Origin of the sequence: Desulfogranum marinum, from assembly GCF_963675105.2 — a bacterium.
Lineage (GTDB): Bacteria > Desulfobacterota > Desulfobulbia > Desulfobulbales > Desulfobulbaceae > Desulfogranum > Desulfogranum marinum.
In genome coordinates this window covers 2,138,809-2,157,040 of record NZ_CAXXRO010000004.1, presented here as the reverse complement: position 1 = coordinate 2,157,040, position 18,232 = coordinate 2,138,809, and the positions used below count along the sequence as shown (strand labels likewise).

Below are 18,232 nucleotides of genomic sequence, written 5' to 3'. Positions count from 1 at the left end.
TACAGCAAACCGGTTTTTACAGGATAAGGCGATGTCTACATATAAGCTCACATGGATAACCGACCATCTGGCAGTGGGCCACGCCCCTATGTCCTATGATGACTTTGACAGTATCAAAGAACAGGGGATCACTGGTATTGTCAACCTCTGCGGTGAATTCTCCGACCTCCATGAACTTGAAGAGGCCGCTGGCTTTGAGGTTTTCTATCTCCCTATTCCAGATGAAACCGCACCTAAAATGGAACTGATGGAAAAAGGGTTGGAATGGCTGGATGAAGCCGTTTACCTTGGGAAAAAAGTCCTTGTCCACTGTAAGCTCGGCGTTGGTCGTACCGGAACGTTTGTAACTGCCTACATGCTTCGCCGAGGATTCAATCTGAAAAAAGCAGGTAAACTCCTCAAAAAAACGCGGGCCAATCCCACCAACTATTCCCAGTGGTGGCTGCTGAGAAAATTCGGCAAAAAAGAAGGCCAGCTCAAAATGGGAGAGCCCTCTGCCAACAATCGTTCCGGAGCCGATCTCAGCTTTTTTTATGCCCGCTATGAGCAGCTCCTTGAACGAGTTGATGCCCAACTCAGCAACAAATCAAGTGAATGCTGCAGTCAAGACAGCAGTCCATGCCCTCAATCATTTAAGCTTTCACTGATCGAAGCTCTTTACCTTAACCATAAGGTTAATATCGCGCTTTCCTCTGCACGAAGAAACCAAGTTATCCAGAAGGCGGCAGCAAACATCACTGCTAAAGAAAATGCAGATGGAAATATTGTCCGTATCCCTGACAATCCCAATGCTCTTGAGGCAGGCACTAAAAATAGCTGTCCTTTAAGAGAGGGCGACAAATGCCTGCTCCATCAATACCGACCCATTCATTGCCGGACCAACAGCGAGAAAACAGAGCTACAGATGGAGGAAATCAATAAAGAGCTGGCCCTCTTATCCAAAGCGGTGTTTAGCGCCCTTTTTGAAACGGACCCACAGAGTGGGGTAATTCTTCCTGAAGTAAGCAACCAGGAGACAATTTCCGGCAAATTCATTCAACGATATTTTCAGTACCTTGTTTCCCAAAAAAACAGGCAATGACAGAGAATAAAACGGCATTACCAGACAACGATCGTACATTGGTGATGATCGTCGACGACGAACCTGATATGCTCTCCATGTTACGTCTGGTTCTGCAAAAAAAATGCAACTGTGATGTGATCACCGCCTCTTCCGGCAAAATAGCACTATCACTGCTCAATGAAAGCTCTCCGGATGTCATCGTTTCCGATATAAAAATGCCGGATTTGGATGGGCTTGAGTTACTGAAAAAAGTACGCTTGCATGATCCAACCATCTCTGTTGTTATTATGACCGGCTACGGAACCATTGACATGGCTGTCCAGGCCTTGAAGGATGGTGCCTACGATTTTCTGCAAAAACCGTTTGAAAAAGATCACATCGTCAGGATTGTGAGCAACTGTCTTGAGCGCACCTCCCTTCTTCGTACCAATATCCAACTCAAGGAGCGCCTGAAAGACCTCAGCCTTCCTCAAGGCTTCATCGGGCAAAGTCCTGCCCTCAAAGGGGCACTAGACCTTTTGACTCGAGTGGCGGATACAGATGCAACAGTACTTATCAGAGGGGAAAGCGGCACCGGCAAAGAACTAGCTGCCCGCGCCTTGCATGACCTGAGTAGTCGGAAAGAGAAAAAGATGATTACGGTTAACTGCCCCGCCCTGCCTGAAAACGTACTGGAAAGCGAACTTTTCGGTTATTGCAAAGGAGCTTTTACAGGGGCAATGCATGACAAAAAAGGTCTTTTTTTAGAGGCGGAAGGCTCCACCATTGTCCTTGATGAAATTGCAGACATCCCGGTTGCCATCCAGACCAAACTACTGCGAGTACTGCAGGAAAAGGAAATACAACCCTTGGGACAAAACAAGACCATCAAGGTCAATGTGAGAGTAGTCGCCTCTACCAACCAGGATCTGGAAGCAAAAATAAAAGCAGGAGAATTTCGTGAAGATCTCTTTTACCGGCTCAACGTGGTGACCGTAGTTATGCCGAGTTTACGGGAGATGAAAGAGGATATCCCGCTCCTGGTCCATCATTTCCTGTCCCAGTTCAAACACCAGTACGCTAGAGAAAAGTTGTCCTTGCCGACCGAGGTACTCCAGCATCTCTATAAGTTGGAGTGGCAGGGAAATATCAGAGAACTTCGTAATGCTATTAAACGGATAGTACTCCTGGCTGGAGAAGGAGACGTTGTTTTGGATGATCTGTTACCGCTGCTCCCCGACAATGGGAAAAAACAGGCTCCGTCCGGAGGAGAACCGAATCTCCGAGCCTATTATCACACACCCTATAACGATGCAAAAGCTGAGCTGGTCGGTCACTTTTCCATTGGCTACATCTCCAACAAACTCACCGAGCACCAAGGCAATGTCACCAATGCCGCAGCGGCCAGTGGCATGGAGCGCCAAGCTCTGCAACGGCTGATGCGTCGTTACAAGATAGTATCGAGCCGGTTCAAGCCTAGCAATTAAAATTTTCAGTTTATATTAATGGATGAAAATCGGAGTGTTGCTGATAGTCCAGCAATACTAAAAGTCACTTTTCAACATTCACTGAATCCTTGCCACTTTCACAAATTCAAACCGAGAGATTACTCATCGTCGCTCACAGGTGAAGACAGTTGTCCCGCCCTTTTCAGCGCCGTCATACACAATAACAAAATGATAGACGTCGGTTGCGGCTCGGTTCTTATTTAACAGTTCGATGCCCTCGGCCTTGGTGCCATCGGGTGTGGGTATATTACACAGTATTTTTCCGGCAACACCGGCCAAGTCGTCCTCTTTACCGTTCCAGAAAACTACCTGATAAATAGATTTATCATCACCCAGCAGAGCGTCACCTACTGGTCCGGTTAACAGAAGAAAACCGCCGTTTTCCAACTCGGTCATCCCACGAATACCACGACCGCCCAAGTTGAGGTAATGCACTTTGGGATGCTCAGCATCCTGCTTAATACTACTCTCCGTAAACTCACCACGCTCAAAATCCAAAACCATCACTAGTGCATGGTTTCCACGCAGAACAGGCCCGCGAAATCCGATGTAGAGCTGATCATGTCCATCAACTTCCTTGACTGCCAACCCTTCAATATCTATTCCGTTTTCCTTGCTGGGAATAGGCGTAAAAATTGACAAAACGGGGTGATTAACCAGCAGCTTGCGGAGGCTTAGTTGTTGTATTTTGGTTCCGTTGGCAACCTTTCCTTGTTTATCCAGCTCTACCCGAAATAACTGATCTCTTGTTGGCTCCACTTTTATGGTCTCGAGGCGTTGCCTGTTTTCCTCGGGTGTCTTTTTTGATTTCACTTTCTTTCGCGCAATGGAATGAGACCCTATGACGTAAAGATATTTAGTACCCCACGCAATACCCTCGATATCAATCTCTGCTCCCTTACGCGCATCTCCACACTTCTTTCCGTCAAGAGGAATACAAACGTGCTCGGTCTCGTTATATTCGAGCTCGTCCTTTTGCTTAAAGACAAGGACATCCCCGCCCTCATCGGCACCAACCACGAGAAGACCTCCTTTGGCGGCAACTCCACTTATATTGCGACTGATGTCCGGCTTCTTCCTTTTTTCGATGAGTTTTCCATTAATGGAGAGACTCTCGCTACTCACCACTTCGGCCCCCTGCAATGAACCGATGCAGACTAATAATAAGGGGATAACTATTACTATTGGAACATACCTGGAAAGAATAGAATAAAACCGATATGAGTTTATGTTCATCATTGCACTCTCCTTTTGCTAAAGCATCGAATTCTTGATCAACAAACCTACTAGAAAGGATACGATGTCAATTTTTCAACCTTTCAAATTAATGTATGTTTCATGCCGCAGCCGGAAAAACATTCCAGGTTATTACAATTCCAATATATTCTGCAAAGACGAATTCACTCGACAAACGGCTGCAAGTAAGAACTGGTAAATTCGAAGCAAAGGTGGTGGTCTTCAACCAAGAACCGATATCAGCCACCTCGCAATTGAACCACTGGGTTCAGGGCCCCATGTTATTAAAAACCGGTGTCCAAATCAGCTCGAAAAAGGCTTTCACGTTATTTGCCCACAACTCAGATTTTGGAGGGAGATGACAAAACGAGATGAAAGGTAACCTCGCGGACGGCACGAACAATTCCAACCTGGCAGGTGCAGTGGAATAGATGAGTCAAACCGGCTAATGCTAGCCCAATAAACGACAACGTAAAGTTTTTCATATACGTTCCTCTTCTCCACGATGATAAGGCAACCCCATTACAAGCCCGGATTCCTCCCTCCAATTTCCCGAACAAGATGCCTACTACTGTTCACGCACCTTTCGCTCCGGCACGGATACGTCCTTAGGCACCTCACTATCCGGTAAACGTTGCATAATACATATCTTTGTTTACCCTTTGACAGCTAATCAATTTCCGCGTCAGGCCAAATCCTGGCAAAAAATCAGATATATATACAGCCATCCTCTTTTTATTACTTATATTTCAATCATTGGAAGAACAATTTAACTTGAGTAATTCACCATGGACTCACTTACCCAGGCAGCACTTGGTGCAGCTGTTGGCCACCTCTGCTGGAATAAAAAATTAGGCAACAAGGCATTGTACCTTGGTGCAGTCGGCGGCACAATCCCGGATCTGGATATCATCCTTTACCCCCTCCTCGATGACGTTCAAAGGCTTTACTGGCACCGGGGAGAATCCCACTCAATCTGGTTTGTTCTTCTTGGCTCCATGTTGACGGGCTGGCTGCTCTGCAGATATTTCCACAGGGAGCGATTGTCCTTACCATCGGCAGTTCTCGGCGCATTGCTGATTTACGCAACACATATTCTCATTGACTACTTTACCGTCTATGGTACGCAACTACTTGCGCCACTTTCCCGTACGGGCTTTGCTCTTGGCAATTTTTTCATCCTCGATCCGCTGTTCACTCTCCCTCTCCTCCTGGGATGTGCTATAGCTGCAGTTGCAAAATCCTCCCTTGGGGTAAAAGCCAACGTGGCTGGTTTAACCTTGGCCGCCTGCTATATGATGTGGTCGTTTTCCATTCAGGCCATTGCGGATCATACCTTTCGCTCAGCACTCGCAAAAGAAAACGTCGATATTACCAGGCAGCGAACCACTGCAGGCCCTTTCACCACCTTTCTCTGGCGGCATGTCGCAGAGACAAAGGACGGTTTTCTCCTTGCTTACTGGTCCATCTTTGACAAACCAACTCCAACCATTCAATTTTACCACATCCCACGCCAAGCCGATTTAATAAAAAAAATAACTGACTCAAGAACTTTTACGGTTGTAGAGTGGTTTTCGCAAGGATGGTGGTTCGCCGTTGACGAAGGAGACAATTTAATCAGAGTTGTTGACCTCAGATTTAATGAAATCCCATCAATGCATGGTCAATCGTATCAGAAATGGGATTGGCCATTTGCCTGGAAATTCGATTTGCAGGCTCCACAGGAAAAGTCCCTGTTCTCGATATTGCCGGATGTAGATGCACCACTTCACACTCTACAATTATTAACGACCAGAATTCGGGGAGGAAAAAATTGGTATTCCACCTCAGGTAACATAGGTACAGGAGCTATCACATACGCTGAAAGACTACAGGAGCCACTCAAAACGCAATGAATGGGGACGATCAAAATAACCGAGCCTGATCCATTTTACGGCTACAGTTTTGGTGGTGCGATATCAAGAGGTTTACTATGCAGTAGCCCTTGTAGGACCTGATCACAGGGTACTTTAGAAAAGTAGCTATCTCGTTCAAGCTCAGGTAAGCCCTGACTCCGAAATTGGAAGAAATAGCCACTTTTCAAAAAGCACTATAGGCTTTATGCCTGAACATCTACCCCTGTAGAGTAGTTTGCTGCATTTGATGCTATGTGATTGCCAAGAATTTCAACCAGGCTTGACAGGGTATCACTATCCGCATCCTCAAGATAAGAGCTAAAAATATCACCCATTGTACTCATGTTGCCACTCTGAGGCGGAGGGCCGAGCTTTTCATGTAATTCTGACATAAGTGATTGCATTTCCTCTTCATTGAGGACACCATCACCATCTGCGTCGGAGGCAGCCAATGATTCATCTGCATTAATCGACGTCCCACTTACCGTCGACATTTCGTCAGTCAGGGCAATCAATTCCTTCAAACTGATTGCACCATCATCGTTGTCATCGACTTCGCTGAATTGTTCAGCCGCATTAGGCGGTGGTGGTGGTGCGGGCATTGCTCCTATCTGACCGATCATACTACTTAGCTCAGAAGAACCCATATTTTCTGAATAGCTGGAGAGAGCTTGCTGAAAAGATGGATCTGTACCACCAGACTGACTTGGTGGACCAAACTGTTCCATCACTGCCGTCATCATACTATCCATTTCACTCTGGCTAAGAGCACCATCGTTATCACTATCAAAGGTTGAAAAAGCATCCTCTGTAGTAATGGTTTGACCGGAACGTGATGAAATTTCTTCTGTGAGCGTTGCTAACTCTGTTGCACTGACCCCACCACTGCTGTCCGTGTCAATTTCATTAAACTTTTCTTCCGGGCTTGGGCGTCTTTGTACGCTCTGATTCATCATGGTATTGAGCATACCTTGGTTTCCACCGATGCTATTGATCATTTATTAGCCTCCTTACGGCATCCGATAATATAAAAGTACTTCCTGTACAACAGTCGTACCGATAACTCTTTCCTGTTATCATTATCGACGAAGAACCCCAAAAACTGTGTTAACCTGGAGTAATGTTTTGTAAAGGTTTGTAAAGCAGGACGTTAACCTGTTGTACTCCTCCTATGGAACTTTTACATTACAAGGCAATTGAGCTGAGTACACATCAGCACGTTTGGCTGTTCATGGTGTTACTCCTTACTTTTTTTACTGAGCGTTACATTTTCTATTTTCAGCTATGTCGGAATATTTACCCAAAGAAAGGGTTCTCATCGTTGATGATGACCATGAACTCTGTGAACTATTAGTTGATTATCTGGAACAGGAAGATATTGCCTGCCATTTTGTCAATGATGGCCTTACAGGTCTTGAAGAAGCCCTCACCAATGATTTTTCTCTTGTCATCCTCGACGTTATGCTCCCGGGTCTCAATGGTTTTGAGGTGTTACGATCAATCAGGCGTTCTTCACAGATACCAGTCATCATGCTCACGGCCAAAGGTGAAGATGTGGACCGCATAGTGGGACTGGAAATGGGAGCTGATGATTACATGGCCAAGCCATTCAATCCACGTGAATTGGTCGCAAGAATCCGTGCTATAGCCAGACGAAATAACAGGTATGCTGCACAGCCTGAACAACAGAATCTCCCCGTCCACCTGAGCTATGGCGATGTTACTCTGGATGCGGGTACGAGAACAGTTACCCAAAATGGCAAAATTATCTCATTGACCTCTGTAGAGTTCTCCATGCTGCAAGAATTGCTCAACAACATTGGGAAAGTGGTGCAACGCGACCAGCTGGCGATAAGTGTTCTCGGGCGCAAGCTTGAAGAATTTGACCGCAGTATTGATGTGCACATTAGCAGTTTACGAAAAAAACTAGGTCATCAGGTGAATGGTATTGAGCGAATTAAAAATGTACGCGGAGTTGGCTATCAATATACGACGACCTAGCCGTTGGGAACGGATGGAGAGATGATAGGGAAAACCATTTTTGCAAAATTGTTTATCAGCTTTGCATTAACAGTGTTGGTCGCTGGTCTGGTTACCGGCCTAATACTCTTTTCTTTTTCCCACCGTTCTATTCAAGGGGCCAGAGAGAGTTTCCATGAGCAACGTAATGCCGATATGGCCAGAGCCATTACATCAGTTGGGAAAGCTGCCTATGGGATTTACGAAAATAAAGACAGCGAAGAGTTTGCCAGGTATTTACATGGAACAAACACGTCTATGATGACGGAGTTATTCCTGCTGGTGGATGGTAAGAGTTATCCGGAAGGAAAGGTGTTGCCGACCGATCTGAATCACGTCATCAACTCTTCTCTTGAACTGGGAAAATTGCAGCTTACAGAAATGAACCGGCTCCTGTTTGTAGCCAGCCCACTCGTCTCCCATGACGGCAACCCATATCTGATTGCGGGAATTCATCGTATCCCGCCCCCTCCCGCTCCTTGGCAAAAGGGACCGCCCAGGGACAAGAAATCGCCGTTTCACCCTTTTCCCGGCCTTGATATCCTCATATACACATCAGTTTTTTTGCTCATCATCGGCTTTGTTTGCTACTGGTTGGCGCACTCTTTCAGTCTGCCGATTCAAAAATTGCGTACTACAAGCAGACAGATTGCCTCTGGTGACCTCTCTGCCCGAGTTGCAACGGTTAAAGGACAAAATCAGGGTGAACTGGCAGACCTTGCACGTGACTTTAACCACATGGCTAACAGGTTGGAAAAACTGGTAGAGTATCAGAAAAGATTACTCGTCGACATCTCCCATGAACTTAGATCTCCCCTGGCTCGAATTAGTGTAGCGCTTGAACTTGCACGACAAAAAGGGGCAGAGAATAATAGTTTGATGCTGGACAAGGTTGAAAAAGAGGTAAGCCGCCTGAATGAGCTTATAGGCCGACTACTGAGCTTGCCATCCTCGAAACAGGGCCTGGAAAATATCGAAAAAACCTATTTTGACCTAGCTGTTCTCGTTAAAGAGGTTGTGGACGACGTATCTTTTGAAGTTGAAGGTACGGGTAAACAGGTGACAATAGCAGGCCATTTGCCGGAAATTAATTTCTACGGCTCACGAGAGATGATAAGGCAAGCTGTTGAAAATATACTCCGTAATGGGGTGTATTATACTGCTCAAGGAACCAGTGTTGAAGTGAGCCTTTGTCTACAGAAATCCGAGGAAAATGGTTTACAGAAAGCTGTAATACTTGTTCGTGACTTTGGTCCCGGCATACCTGAAGAAGACCTCTTACTTGTTTTTGAGCCGTTTTACCGGGTATCTGTCGCACGAGAGCGTTTACAAAACGACAGTGGAGTAGGGATTGGCTTAGCTATTTCGAACCAGGTAGTGCAGCAGCACGATGGTGAGATTTCTTTAATGAATGCCGATGACGGCAAGGGACTCCTTGCTCGCATCATACTTCCCTTACCGATAACGTATCAGTGAAATTGTAAAACTGGTTGAAAACCTAGTTATTGCGGGTAAACACGTTCACGCTCTGTATGGCAGAAGTAGTGCAAGGCTTGATGCTAACGCAAAAATACCTTCAGCCTTATATATGTTGCCCAATTGCATATTCCAGAGCAGACCACAATCACTAACTAAACGAACGTAATTATACATACCCTCCTCGTCTTTATCTGCCCTTCCTGCTCCGTATATATCTTCGCCATAGCCGCCTAACACATAACCGAACATAACATGCCACGCATAGTAATACCCTGGTTGTTCCTGACCAAATGAGGCGGATGTGCTTAACCAGAAATATGCATCTACATCCGTAACGGTAAAGAAACGAGTGGCAATCGCAGAGAGATCAGCAACGTTTACATTGCCAACTCAATCCTCTTGTTTCTTATCCCATTGCAATACATTATACATTACCTTCTTGCTGTGAATCCATGGCTCCCAGCTGGCTGATAGCTTACCACAATATAACATGCTGCCTCAGCATGCTTGACTCACCCAGAGGTTGAGAATTGATACGGGCCTTTTACAGGCCATGGGGTGCCAATGCAGCATGCCTAATGTCCTCTAATGCTGCTCTGGTCACTTTACTCCACCAAATGATAGATAATGTGGTATCCGGTGAGGCCTCTCACACCGGTAACAAGGGTTCGAGTCCCCTTGGGGTCAGCACATAAAAAAAACCTTTGAATGGGCGTAGTTTATCTGCTATCCAAATAGATATGCAGCAACAGAAGAAAACAAAGAAATGAATCTGTCCCCTTTTTTCTTTTTTTTTCTTTATGATCAGGCCAAAATGAATAAGGCCAATGTTCGTGACCTCTTCACATCACCCTCTTATTTTCGGCGGCCACCAAAGAAAGATCCCAATATGCCACGAATGATCTGTCGGCCAACCTGACTGCCGATAGCTCTTGCTGCACTTTTAATAAAAGCTTCGCCCGCGCTCTGTCTTGTCCTGCCGCTTGTGGGTTTTGTCTTTTCGCTTGTTTTGAGTCTTTCTGCTTCTTCCTGTTGATTCTGGATCTCTTTGGCTCGGTCCTTTAGTATTTCGTATGCAGACTCACGGTCGACAATATGCTCGTAGCGACCCTGTAATGGTGAACGTTTTATTCGATGCTGACGCTCTTCTTCAGCAAGAGGACCGATACGGGTTTCGGGAGGGCGAATCAAGGTAAGTTGAACAGGGAGAGGTTTTCCTTTGTCATCCAGCACAGAAACAAGTGCCTCACCGATACCAAGGGCAGTAATAGCGGTCTCAGTATCGAAGTCCGGATTGGGAGGGAAAGATTGAGCCGCACTTTTAATGAATTTTATGTCCTTTGGTGTGAAAGCCCGAAGGGCATGTTGGATTTTGAGTCCCAGTTGGCCAAGGATGTCTTCGGGGATGTCCTGCGGGCTTTGGGTAATAAAATAGATACCAACGCCTTTTGAACGAATTAATCGCACTACTTGTTCTATCTTGTCGATAAGTATTTTGGGGGTTTGGTCAAATAACAGGTGAGCTTCGTCGAAAAAAAAGACAAGCTTTGGTATGTCAGGATCACCAACTTCCGGAAGTTGTTCAAAAAGTTCCGAAAGTAACCAGAGCAGAAAAGAAGAATAGACTCTTGGTGCTTGCGCAATCAACTTTGTGGCATCAAAAATGCTGATCACCCCGTTGCCGGAAAAATCGACTTGCATGAGGTCGGATAGTTTAAGGGCAGGTTCACCAAAAAAGTGTTCAGCGCCCTGTTCTTCCAAAACGAGTAATTTGCGTTGAATAGCACCGATGCTGGCGCTGGAAATGTTTCCGTACTCATTGCGAAGTTCTTTGGCGTTGTCGCCCATCCACGTCAACATGGAACGTAGGTCTTTCAAATCCAGCAGTAACAGCCCTTGATCATCAGCTATTTTGAAGCAGCCGTACAAAATGCCGGACTGCGTTTCATTTAAATCAAGCAGATTCGACAAGAGTAACGGCCCCATTTCCGAAATGGTGGTTCGTATGGGATGACCATGTTCGCCAAAGATATCCCAAAACACAACCGGATACGGACGCTGTCGGTAGCTTTCCAGATCGATTTTCAACAACCGTTCATCAATATTAGGATGCGGAGAGCCGGCAATGCTTAGACCGGAGAGATCGCCCTTGATGTCAGCGGTGAAAACAGGGACGCCTAAACGGGAAAAACCTTCCGCGAGAATCTGCAAGGTAACGGTCTTGCCAGTACCCGTTGCCCCGGCAATAAGACCGTGCCGGTTGCTCATCTTACAAAGTTGCTTAACCAGAACTCCTTTTGCTCCACCGATAGCAAATTGGTTTCGTTCGCTCATGGCATTCTCACTTTTTATTGGCTCTGCTACAGTTTAGCTCACCAGCGAGCTTCAGCCCGTTGACGTAGTGTCACTATCGGGCATTAGACGTCCTTCGGCACGGGGTGCTTTTCTTCAGTTGTACAAGGTCGCCCCAGAGATTCTTTCTTCCTTCGCACGTTCGCTGATTGTTTTGTTGTTGGGGGAAGTATCTTTTTGAGAAGAGCAAAAGCTATGCTTCAGTATTTAAAAAATACCCCTTTCGAGTATATGATCACAATGCCGATATTGTGATCAACCCGAGAAGAAGCACCAGTGAAAAAGACGTTAGCCCACACAGCGTGGGAATGCAAATATCAAATTGTCTGGATCCCTAAGAATAGAGAAAGAAAAAAGGGGACAAATTTATTTTTTCCCAGGCCATGGGGTGCCAATGCAGCATGCCTAATGTCCTCTAACCCGGATTTCTCATCAGTGAAGTTTTTCGCAGATCGAGGCGCAGGACACGCAGCAAGTAAGCGTAGACTCCGATAGTAAGCTACCGCAAATGGCCTGCAACAAAGAGTCTGCGGAAAAATCCGCTGACCCGGAGGGTGAGTTTTTTTGATTATCGACGAAAAAACAGTCTGTTTTTTTAGCGCTACCGTATTTTCTATAAATATCAAAAACTTAAGTTGAAAATCAAAAAAACTCATGAGAAATTCGGGCTAATGCTGCTCTGGTCACTTTATTCCACCAAATGATAGATAATGTGGTATCCGGTGAGGCCTCTCACACCGGTAACAAGGGTTCGAGTCCCCTTGGGGTTGCACATAAAAGAAAAGGAGAAAGCCTGGCTTCCTCCTTTTTTTGTTTGTTTCCCCCCTAATTTCTCCACTCCGCCACTGAACCCCCTCGGGCTAAACAACTTTCCAAGGACACTGATTTTCCAATATAACCCTGTAACCTTACAGACCCAAAAAACCTTTGAATGGGCGCAGTTTATCTGCTATCCAAATATATATGCAGCAACAGAAGAAAAACAAAAAAATAAATCTGTCCCCTTTTTTGTCAAAACAATTTGAAAAGATTAAAATTGGTAAACTGGGTATGAGCAAGTCCAGAAAAGAAAATCTCGGCTACTGGGAGGTGACAGCAATAGGGATCGGCGGAATGGTCGGGGGCGGAATTTTTGCTGTTCTTGGCCTTTCAGTGGAGTTAACCAATGGGGGCGCGCCAGTAGCATTTCTGATTGCGGGTATCGTTGCCCTCGTTACCTCCTATTCGTATGCAAGACTCTCCGTCACTTATCCAAGCCAAGGAGGAACAGTAGCTTTCCTGGATCGGGCGTTTGGCCCAGGTTTGCTGACAGGGAGTGCGAACATCCTGCTGTGGATAAGTTACATCGTCATGCTATCGCTGTATGCCTATGCTTTCGGAAGCTATGGCGCATCATTCTTTCCTCAAGCCTCACAGGTTTTTTGGAAACACGCTCTGATTACGGGCAGTATTGTCAGCATTACGGGTCTCAACCTTTTGAACGCCAGACTGATTGGTGAGGCCGAAGACTGGATTGTGCTCCTCAAATTGGTGATTCTGTCACTTTTTATTGGGGTTGGTATCTGGGGCATTGATAGCACCAGGCTTGCGCCTGCTTCATGGTCATCCCCTCTGAATCTGATTGCAGGCGGGATGATTATTTTTCTTGCCTATGAGGGATTCGAGTTGATTGCCAATACCGCGCAGGATGTTCGGGACGCGCCTAAGATATTGCCTCGCGCTTTCTATTCAAGCGTTGGTTTTGTCATAGTTCTCTATGTCCTCGTTGCCATAGTTACAGTTGGAACTTTGTCTGTTGACAAAATTGCAGAGGCTAAAGACTATGCTCTGGCTGAAGCAGCACGGCCGTTTCTGGGTCAAAAGGGATTTGTCTTGATTGCCATCGCGGCCATGCTTTCTACGGTTTCGGCTATCAATGCCACGGTCTACGGTGCCGCCCGATTGAGCTATGTCATTGCAAAAGATGGGGAACTTCCAAGCATGTTGGAAAACAAAGTATGGGGTAAGCCAATAGAGGGGCTTTTGATTACGGCGGGACTTACCCTGCTGATCGCCAATCTGACAGAACTCTCTAGTATGTCGACGATGGGGAGTGCTGGTTTCCTCTTAATTTTTGCAGCGGTTAATGGCGCCAACGTGGTACTGGCAGAAAATACAAAGAGCAAGCGCTTACTTTCGTTATTAGGGGTTGTGCTCTGTCTCGGTGCATTAGGGTGTCTGGTTTGGCAGACTGCAAACAATTCACCCGGACAGCTTTGGTTTTTGTTCACGATGTTAGGGGCGGCCTTTTTTATTGAACTCACCTTTCGGGTCATTACGGGGCGGACAATGAACCTTTCAAAGATCAGGAAATTGGATCATTGAAATCTTAAAAAATACTTTGTCGATTTTTGCCAAATGCTATATCTGGCTGGCAGTACAAAACACGTTCCGGAGTTAAAGATAGACTATTTTCTGATAATTCTATGTTTAGCTGTACAGCAAATAAAAAGGCTAATTCAGCCGACCCAAATAGCAGCGCGGCTGATTAGGGGCGTTAGTTGCCATATGAAGAAGGATAGGAAATTATGAAATCGGATGGGATAAATTAGCTGTAAAAAATAAATCTGTCTCCTTTTCAGTCCCCTTTTCAATCGCGGGTTATCTGCTATCGATGATGGGGCGTAATGAAGAGGGCTAACGGCCTCGACTCTCTCTGACTGAAAGAGGTGAAGAAGAAATTTGGGGTCTGTCCCGAATGGCACTACGTGGCACCACGGGCCTATCTCCTATTTTCCGACCGCTTTCAACCTGCTTGAGCACCTTGATGATCTGTTACTCGATGAATTGCTTTTTCCGCATACCTTCCTCCCTATTTAATAGAGAAATAATGCCGAAATTTTCTAATTCATGCTGTTACAATTCTATGGGATGGTTACATTTTAACGCTAGCTAATACTGTTCCTGTAACTCCTTAGAGGGCAGTAATCGAAGTGGTGGTTGCCGATTGGGAGAGCCAAATTCGGTGATGGGCAGCAAGTATCTAACCCTAGTCAAATACGTTTCTAAGAGGATTGCCAGAGGGCTTCTCTCATCACTGGAGGGATACTTACAGCATCATAAGGAAATTTTTATGAAAATTGGAATAATTGGAACCGGCATTGCCGGTTTAAGTGCGGCCTGGCTTTTTCATCGTGTTGGACACCAAGTGACGCTTTATGAGAAGCATCATAGTCTAGGCATGGATGCTCATTCAATGACTCTCAAACAGGATGGTGTCACCCTGCGTACGGATGTGCCACCCCGTATTTTTAATGCTACTCAGTGGCCAAACCTGGTCAATCTTTATCATGAGGTGGGGGTTGTATTTTACCCCATTGATCCATCGCAATCTTTTAGCTTGTTAGGTGAACTTAATTTTCTAAATGTGGATGTCGCCTATCAACCTCAATTACCAGACGGGTTTGATAATACAGAACACCTAAAGCAGATTATGCATGATATCGGCCGGCTTGCCTTTGGCGCTTCGCAGGACTTGGCTGATGGCTTATCGTATCAAACAACGCTGGCTGATTATTTGCAATCCAAGGCTTATTCACGAGCCTTTATCTACGATTTCCTTTACCCTACCCTCGCTTCAACGGTATGCACATGTTCTTATGAGAGTATAGATGCTTACCCGGCTCCTGTTATTTTGCAAGCACTACTCAATCTATTTGGAGCCCAGCCCTTATTACAAACAAAATTTGGTACGCAAGACGTCGTACAGCGTTTGAGCCGTGGCATTGATGATATTCGCTATCGAACAGGAGGTTGTGCTGTGTGTCCAACACCGGCCGGTGTGCGGGTGGAAACGACACAGGAACAAGCCGAAATATTTGACCATCTGATTGTGGCCACTCAAGCTAATCAAGCCCTCGATCTTTTATCCAGCCCTTCCGAGGCTGAATGCAAAATGCTCAGCGCTTTTAGCTATGACGACGTGCCCATTATCGTTCATCAGGATCCGGCCTTGATGCCTGTCAATAATGAAGACTGGGCTCATATAAATCTCATCATTGCTCAGGACCGGGGTGCCACAATGTGCAGCGTGTGGATGAACCGCTTTAATCCGGATTGGCAGATTGCCCAACCAATTATCCAAACCATCAACCCTCTGCTTGCGCCTCAGCCAGACACCATTATTGCCCAGTATAACTTACAGCGGCCGGTCGTCAATGAGCAATCATTGGCTGGTTTAGATTTACTCCAGCAGTTACACCAGCAGGCTGACAGACGAATCTGGTTCTGCGGATCCTACGCTGCTGAGGGGGTACCCCTTTTAGAAAGTGCGGTTCTTTCCAGTCTGCGGGTAGCTAATCGTTTGTTGGTTCAACTGCCCGAAACATTTTCGACCATTAGGACTTAACCTTAGGATAGGAATACCAGAATACGGTCAGTTTTTTTGTTTTTAAAGGCACAGCTTTCCTGTACCAATCCATGTTGGTGCACCCAACCTGAAATAATTTAAACATATTGGTCGTCGCGGATGATTTTTTCTTTACCTGCGGAAAAAGGGGACAGATTTATTTTTTGATTCAAACTGCATCAGAACTTACAAATCATAAGCAATCAAAAAATTACCACCCCGTGGGTAGATACGTTCTAACCCGGATTTCTCATCAGTTCAGGCGGTGCCAGGTTTAAAGTTTTTGGGAGTAAATCATAGTAGACTATCGGAGTCTACGCTTACCTTTTACTGCCAAAATACTGAAGAAGATGGTACCGCATGGACTGACCTTTGGTGAACATTGTGAAAATTAACAACTCCATACAATTGCATTCAACATATTGAAATTGTTTGCAATTAGAAATTCGGCACAATGTTCATGAGAAATTCGGGCTAAAAAGCATATCTGTTCATCTCAACAGAGCTTTCCCTCTGTAAATCCCCTCTTCTTAGAGAAGACTCACTCCGGTAACTTGCAAATCCATCTGGCAGAAGGCTTTACCTGTTCGCTTAAAATATGTTGGTCATAAGTCGTGAGCAGATCGCCTTCTTTCAGGTAGCCAACCACCCTTTTCGGCCCATCCTTTGCCACCACCGGTAGAAAGGAAAAGTGGCGACTGGAAAAGATGTGAAACGCATCCTCAAGGTTCTGATCCTCCCTGACCGTCACCACCTTTTTACTCATCAGATCGGCTGCCAGCACACAGTCCTTGTCTTGGCTGTCATCAAGAAGAACCGCCCGCACATCCCGCAGGCTAAGCACTCCTGCCAGCCTGTCCTGAGCATCCAGAACAACGAAATGGGGAAAGGAACTGGTTAAAACCAGATCCATCAGATCGTGCAGCGGAGTGTGGGTCCGGATGGTCTCGAACTCCCGGATCATGGTATCACTGATTTTGATGGCACGTAGACGGTTGACGTCGTGGCCGCGAACGATTCGTATTCCCTGGTTCAACAATGTGGTTTCATAGATGGAATAACCATGAAGCAGTCGGACTACAATAATTGCCGGAATACAGGCCGTCATTAGAGGAAGGATAATCTCATAGTTATAGGTCAGTTCAAAGATGGTCATGATAGCGGTGATCGGGGCCAGGGTTGTTCCGGATACCACAGCCCCCATACCGATCAGGGCGAAATGACTCGGTGACAGCGACGCATGTGGCCAGACAGTGGTCCCCAGGTGCCCCAAAAGAGAACCCAGCATTGCACCCAGAAAAAGGGAGGGGGCGAATATTCCGCCGCTCATGCCGGAGCCTACACAGACTGCAGTGCAGATCAGTTTGGCGATGAGAAAAATCAGGGCCGCAGAGAGAAGAAGAGAACCATCCAGGGAGCTATGCATGGTTGTATGGCCGAGGCCAAGTGCCTCCGGCACCATTAGGCCGATGCACCCTGCAATAAAGCCGCCGATGCACGGCGTCAGCCACTGAGGAATGCGCAACTGTTCCCAGAGTTCGCCGGTTTTAAAAATTGCCCAGAGAAACAACAGGCTGAAAAATCCGGCTGCAATACCAAGGCCGAAGTAGAAAACGAGCTCAACAGGCTGCTCCATGTAGAAAAAGGGGATCTCAAACAGTGTTTCCCTGTCCCAGAAAAACCTGGAAACAACAGTGCCGGTAACAGCGGCAATAACGATGGAGGAAAGAGAGCCCACCTCCAGATCAAACAAAAGAATTTCCACAACAAACATGGTTCCGGCAATAGGCGCCTGAAAAATAGAGGCAATCCCGGCGGCAGCGCCGCAGGCGATGGCCAGTTTGCGCTGCTCCGGCCCCATCCCAAAAAGCTGCGTTATGGATGAGCCGATGGATGCCCCAATCTGCACGGTGGGTCCTTCCCGGCCAACCGAGTTGCCTGCAGCAATAAAAGCAGCCGTTACAAGGCTTTTCAGGGCGGTTATTCGATGACGGATAATACCGTCTTTCTGGTTAATCGCAACCATCACCTCCGGCACACCGGTACCCCGCGCTTCCGGAGCAACGTGCAGAATCAATGGACCGAGCACAAGTCCCGCTCCGGCGGGAATACCCACTTTCAGCCACCAGGGAGCACTACTGTACTGATCGATAAAATCAGCACCGGGTGGCCACAGCAAGCTTTGTTCCCATCCTATCAACCAACGAAAAGCCACTGCCAAAAAACCGGCCAAGGCACCAATGACAACAGCGATCAGCAGGGGGAGCAGCGTATGATTAAAGGAGTGTTTCACCGTAATCCTCTCCGTCTCATT

Annotated in this window: 11 protein-coding genes; 7 read left to right on the top strand and 4 right to left on the bottom strand. The window is 46.4% G+C overall.

The window, feature by feature from the left end:
- Positions 1-31 precede the first annotated feature (31 nt).
- Positions 32-1,081 carry a protein-tyrosine phosphatase family protein gene (locus ACHZCY_RS18160; RefSeq protein ID WP_205220863.1) on the top strand — a complete coding sequence of 350 codons (1,050 nt, stop codon included), beginning with the start codon at positions 32-34 and terminating at the stop codon, positions 1,079-1,081.
- On the top strand, positions 1,078-2,529 hold the full coding sequence (locus ACHZCY_RS18155; RefSeq protein ID WP_319549921.1) for a sigma-54-dependent transcriptional regulator: 1,452 nt from the start codon (positions 1,078-1,080) through the stop codon (positions 2,527-2,529). The genes ACHZCY_RS18160 and ACHZCY_RS18155 overlap by 4 nt, the downstream gene beginning before the upstream one ends.
- A gap of 123 nt (positions 2,530-2,652) precedes the next feature.
- Here the strand turns inward: ACHZCY_RS18155 and ACHZCY_RS18150 are convergent, their stop codons facing one another.
- The gene (locus ACHZCY_RS18150; RefSeq protein ID WP_319549920.1) at positions 2,653-3,789 is read right to left on the bottom strand and encodes a DUF3616 domain-containing protein; all 1,137 of its coding nucleotides are present in this window, start codon (positions 3,787-3,789) and stop codon (positions 2,653-2,655) included.
- Positions 3,790-4,574: 785 nt separating this feature from the next.
- Here ACHZCY_RS18150 and ACHZCY_RS18145 point away from each other — a divergent pair.
- On the top strand, positions 4,575-5,681 hold the full coding sequence (locus tag ACHZCY_RS18145; RefSeq protein ID WP_319549919.1) for a metal-dependent hydrolase: 1,107 nt from the start codon (positions 4,575-4,577) through the stop codon (positions 5,679-5,681).
- Positions 5,682-5,884: 203 nt separating this feature from the next.
- Here ACHZCY_RS18145 and ACHZCY_RS18140 read toward each other — a convergent pair whose 3' ends face one another.
- On the bottom strand, positions 5,885-6,679 hold the full coding sequence (locus tag ACHZCY_RS18140) for an EF-hand domain-containing protein (RefSeq protein ID WP_319549918.1): 795 nt from the start codon (positions 6,677-6,679) through the stop codon (positions 5,885-5,887).
- A 286-nt stretch (positions 6,680-6,965) separates the two neighbouring features.
- Between ACHZCY_RS18140 and ACHZCY_RS18135 the strand changes: the two genes are divergently transcribed.
- Positions 6,966-7,682 carry a response regulator transcription factor gene (locus ACHZCY_RS18135; RefSeq protein WP_205224606.1) on the top strand — a complete coding sequence of 239 codons (717 nt, stop codon included), beginning with the start codon at positions 6,966-6,968 and terminating at the stop codon, positions 7,680-7,682.
- Positions 7,683-7,703: 21 nt separating this feature from the next.
- Positions 7,704-9,176 (top strand): ATP-binding protein, encoded by a 1,473-nt coding sequence (locus ACHZCY_RS18130; RefSeq protein WP_319549917.1) that lies wholly within the window; start codon positions 7,704-7,706, stop codon positions 9,174-9,176.
- An 858-nt stretch (positions 9,177-10,034) separates the two neighbouring features.
- Here the strand turns inward: ACHZCY_RS18130 and ACHZCY_RS18125 are convergent.
- On the bottom strand, positions 10,035-11,513 hold the full coding sequence (locus ACHZCY_RS18125; RefSeq protein ID WP_319549916.1) for a helicase HerA-like domain-containing protein: 1,479 nt from the start codon (positions 11,511-11,513) through the stop codon (positions 10,035-10,037).
- 1,068 nt (positions 11,514-12,581) lie between these two features.
- On the opposite strand from ACHZCY_RS18125, the gene ACHZCY_RS18120 reads away from it, so the two are divergent.
- The gene (locus ACHZCY_RS18120) at positions 12,582-13,895 is read left to right on the top strand and encodes an APC family permease (protein ID WP_394713451.1); all 1,314 of its coding nucleotides are present in this window, start codon (positions 12,582-12,584) and stop codon (positions 13,893-13,895) included.
- A gap of 748 nt (positions 13,896-14,643) precedes the next feature.
- Positions 14,644-15,918 (top strand): NAD(P)-binding protein, encoded by a 1,275-nt coding sequence (locus ACHZCY_RS18115; RefSeq protein WP_319549914.1) that lies wholly within the window; start codon positions 14,644-14,646, stop codon positions 15,916-15,918.
- 541 nt (positions 15,919-16,459) lie between these two features.
- On the opposite strand, the gene ACHZCY_RS18110 is transcribed toward ACHZCY_RS18115, so the two are convergent.
- On the bottom strand, positions 16,460-18,211 hold the full coding sequence (locus ACHZCY_RS18110; protein WP_205223658.1) for a chloride channel protein: 1,752 nt from the start codon (positions 18,209-18,211) through the stop codon (positions 16,460-16,462).
- Positions 18,212-18,232 lie beyond the last annotated feature (21 nt).

Bases quoted from the DNA above. Each gene is read 5' to 3' on its own strand.
- ACHZCY_RS18160 (WP_205220863.1), top strand. From the start codon at position 32: ATGTCTACATATAAGCTCACATGGATAACCGACCATCTGGCAGTGGGC.
- ACHZCY_RS18155 (WP_319549921.1), top strand. From the start codon at position 1,078: ATGACAGAGAATAAAACGGCATTACCAGACAACGATCGTACATTGGTG.
- ACHZCY_RS18150 (WP_319549920.1), bottom strand. From the start codon at position 3,789: ATGATGAACATAAACTCATATCGGTTTTATTCTATTCTTTCCAGGTAT.
- ACHZCY_RS18145 (WP_319549919.1), top strand. From the start codon at position 4,575: ATGGACTCACTTACCCAGGCAGCACTTGGTGCAGCTGTTGGCCACCTC.
- ACHZCY_RS18140 (WP_319549918.1), bottom strand. From the start codon at position 6,679: ATGATCAATAGCATCGGTGGAAACCAAGGTATGCTCAATACCATGATG.
- ACHZCY_RS18135 (WP_205224606.1), top strand. From the start codon at position 6,966: ATGTCGGAATATTTACCCAAAGAAAGGGTTCTCATCGTTGATGATGAC.
- ACHZCY_RS18130 (WP_319549917.1), top strand. From the start codon at position 7,704: ATGATAGGGAAAACCATTTTTGCAAAATTGTTTATCAGCTTTGCATTA.
- ACHZCY_RS18125 (WP_319549916.1), bottom strand. From the start codon at position 11,513: ATGAGCGAACGAAACCAATTTGCTATCGGTGGAGCAAAAGGAGTTCTG.
- ACHZCY_RS18120 (WP_394713451.1), top strand. From the start codon at position 12,582: ATGAGCAAGTCCAGAAAAGAAAATCTCGGCTACTGGGAGGTGACAGCA.
- ACHZCY_RS18115 (WP_319549914.1), top strand. From the start codon at position 14,644: ATGAAAATTGGAATAATTGGAACCGGCATTGCCGGTTTAAGTGCGGCC.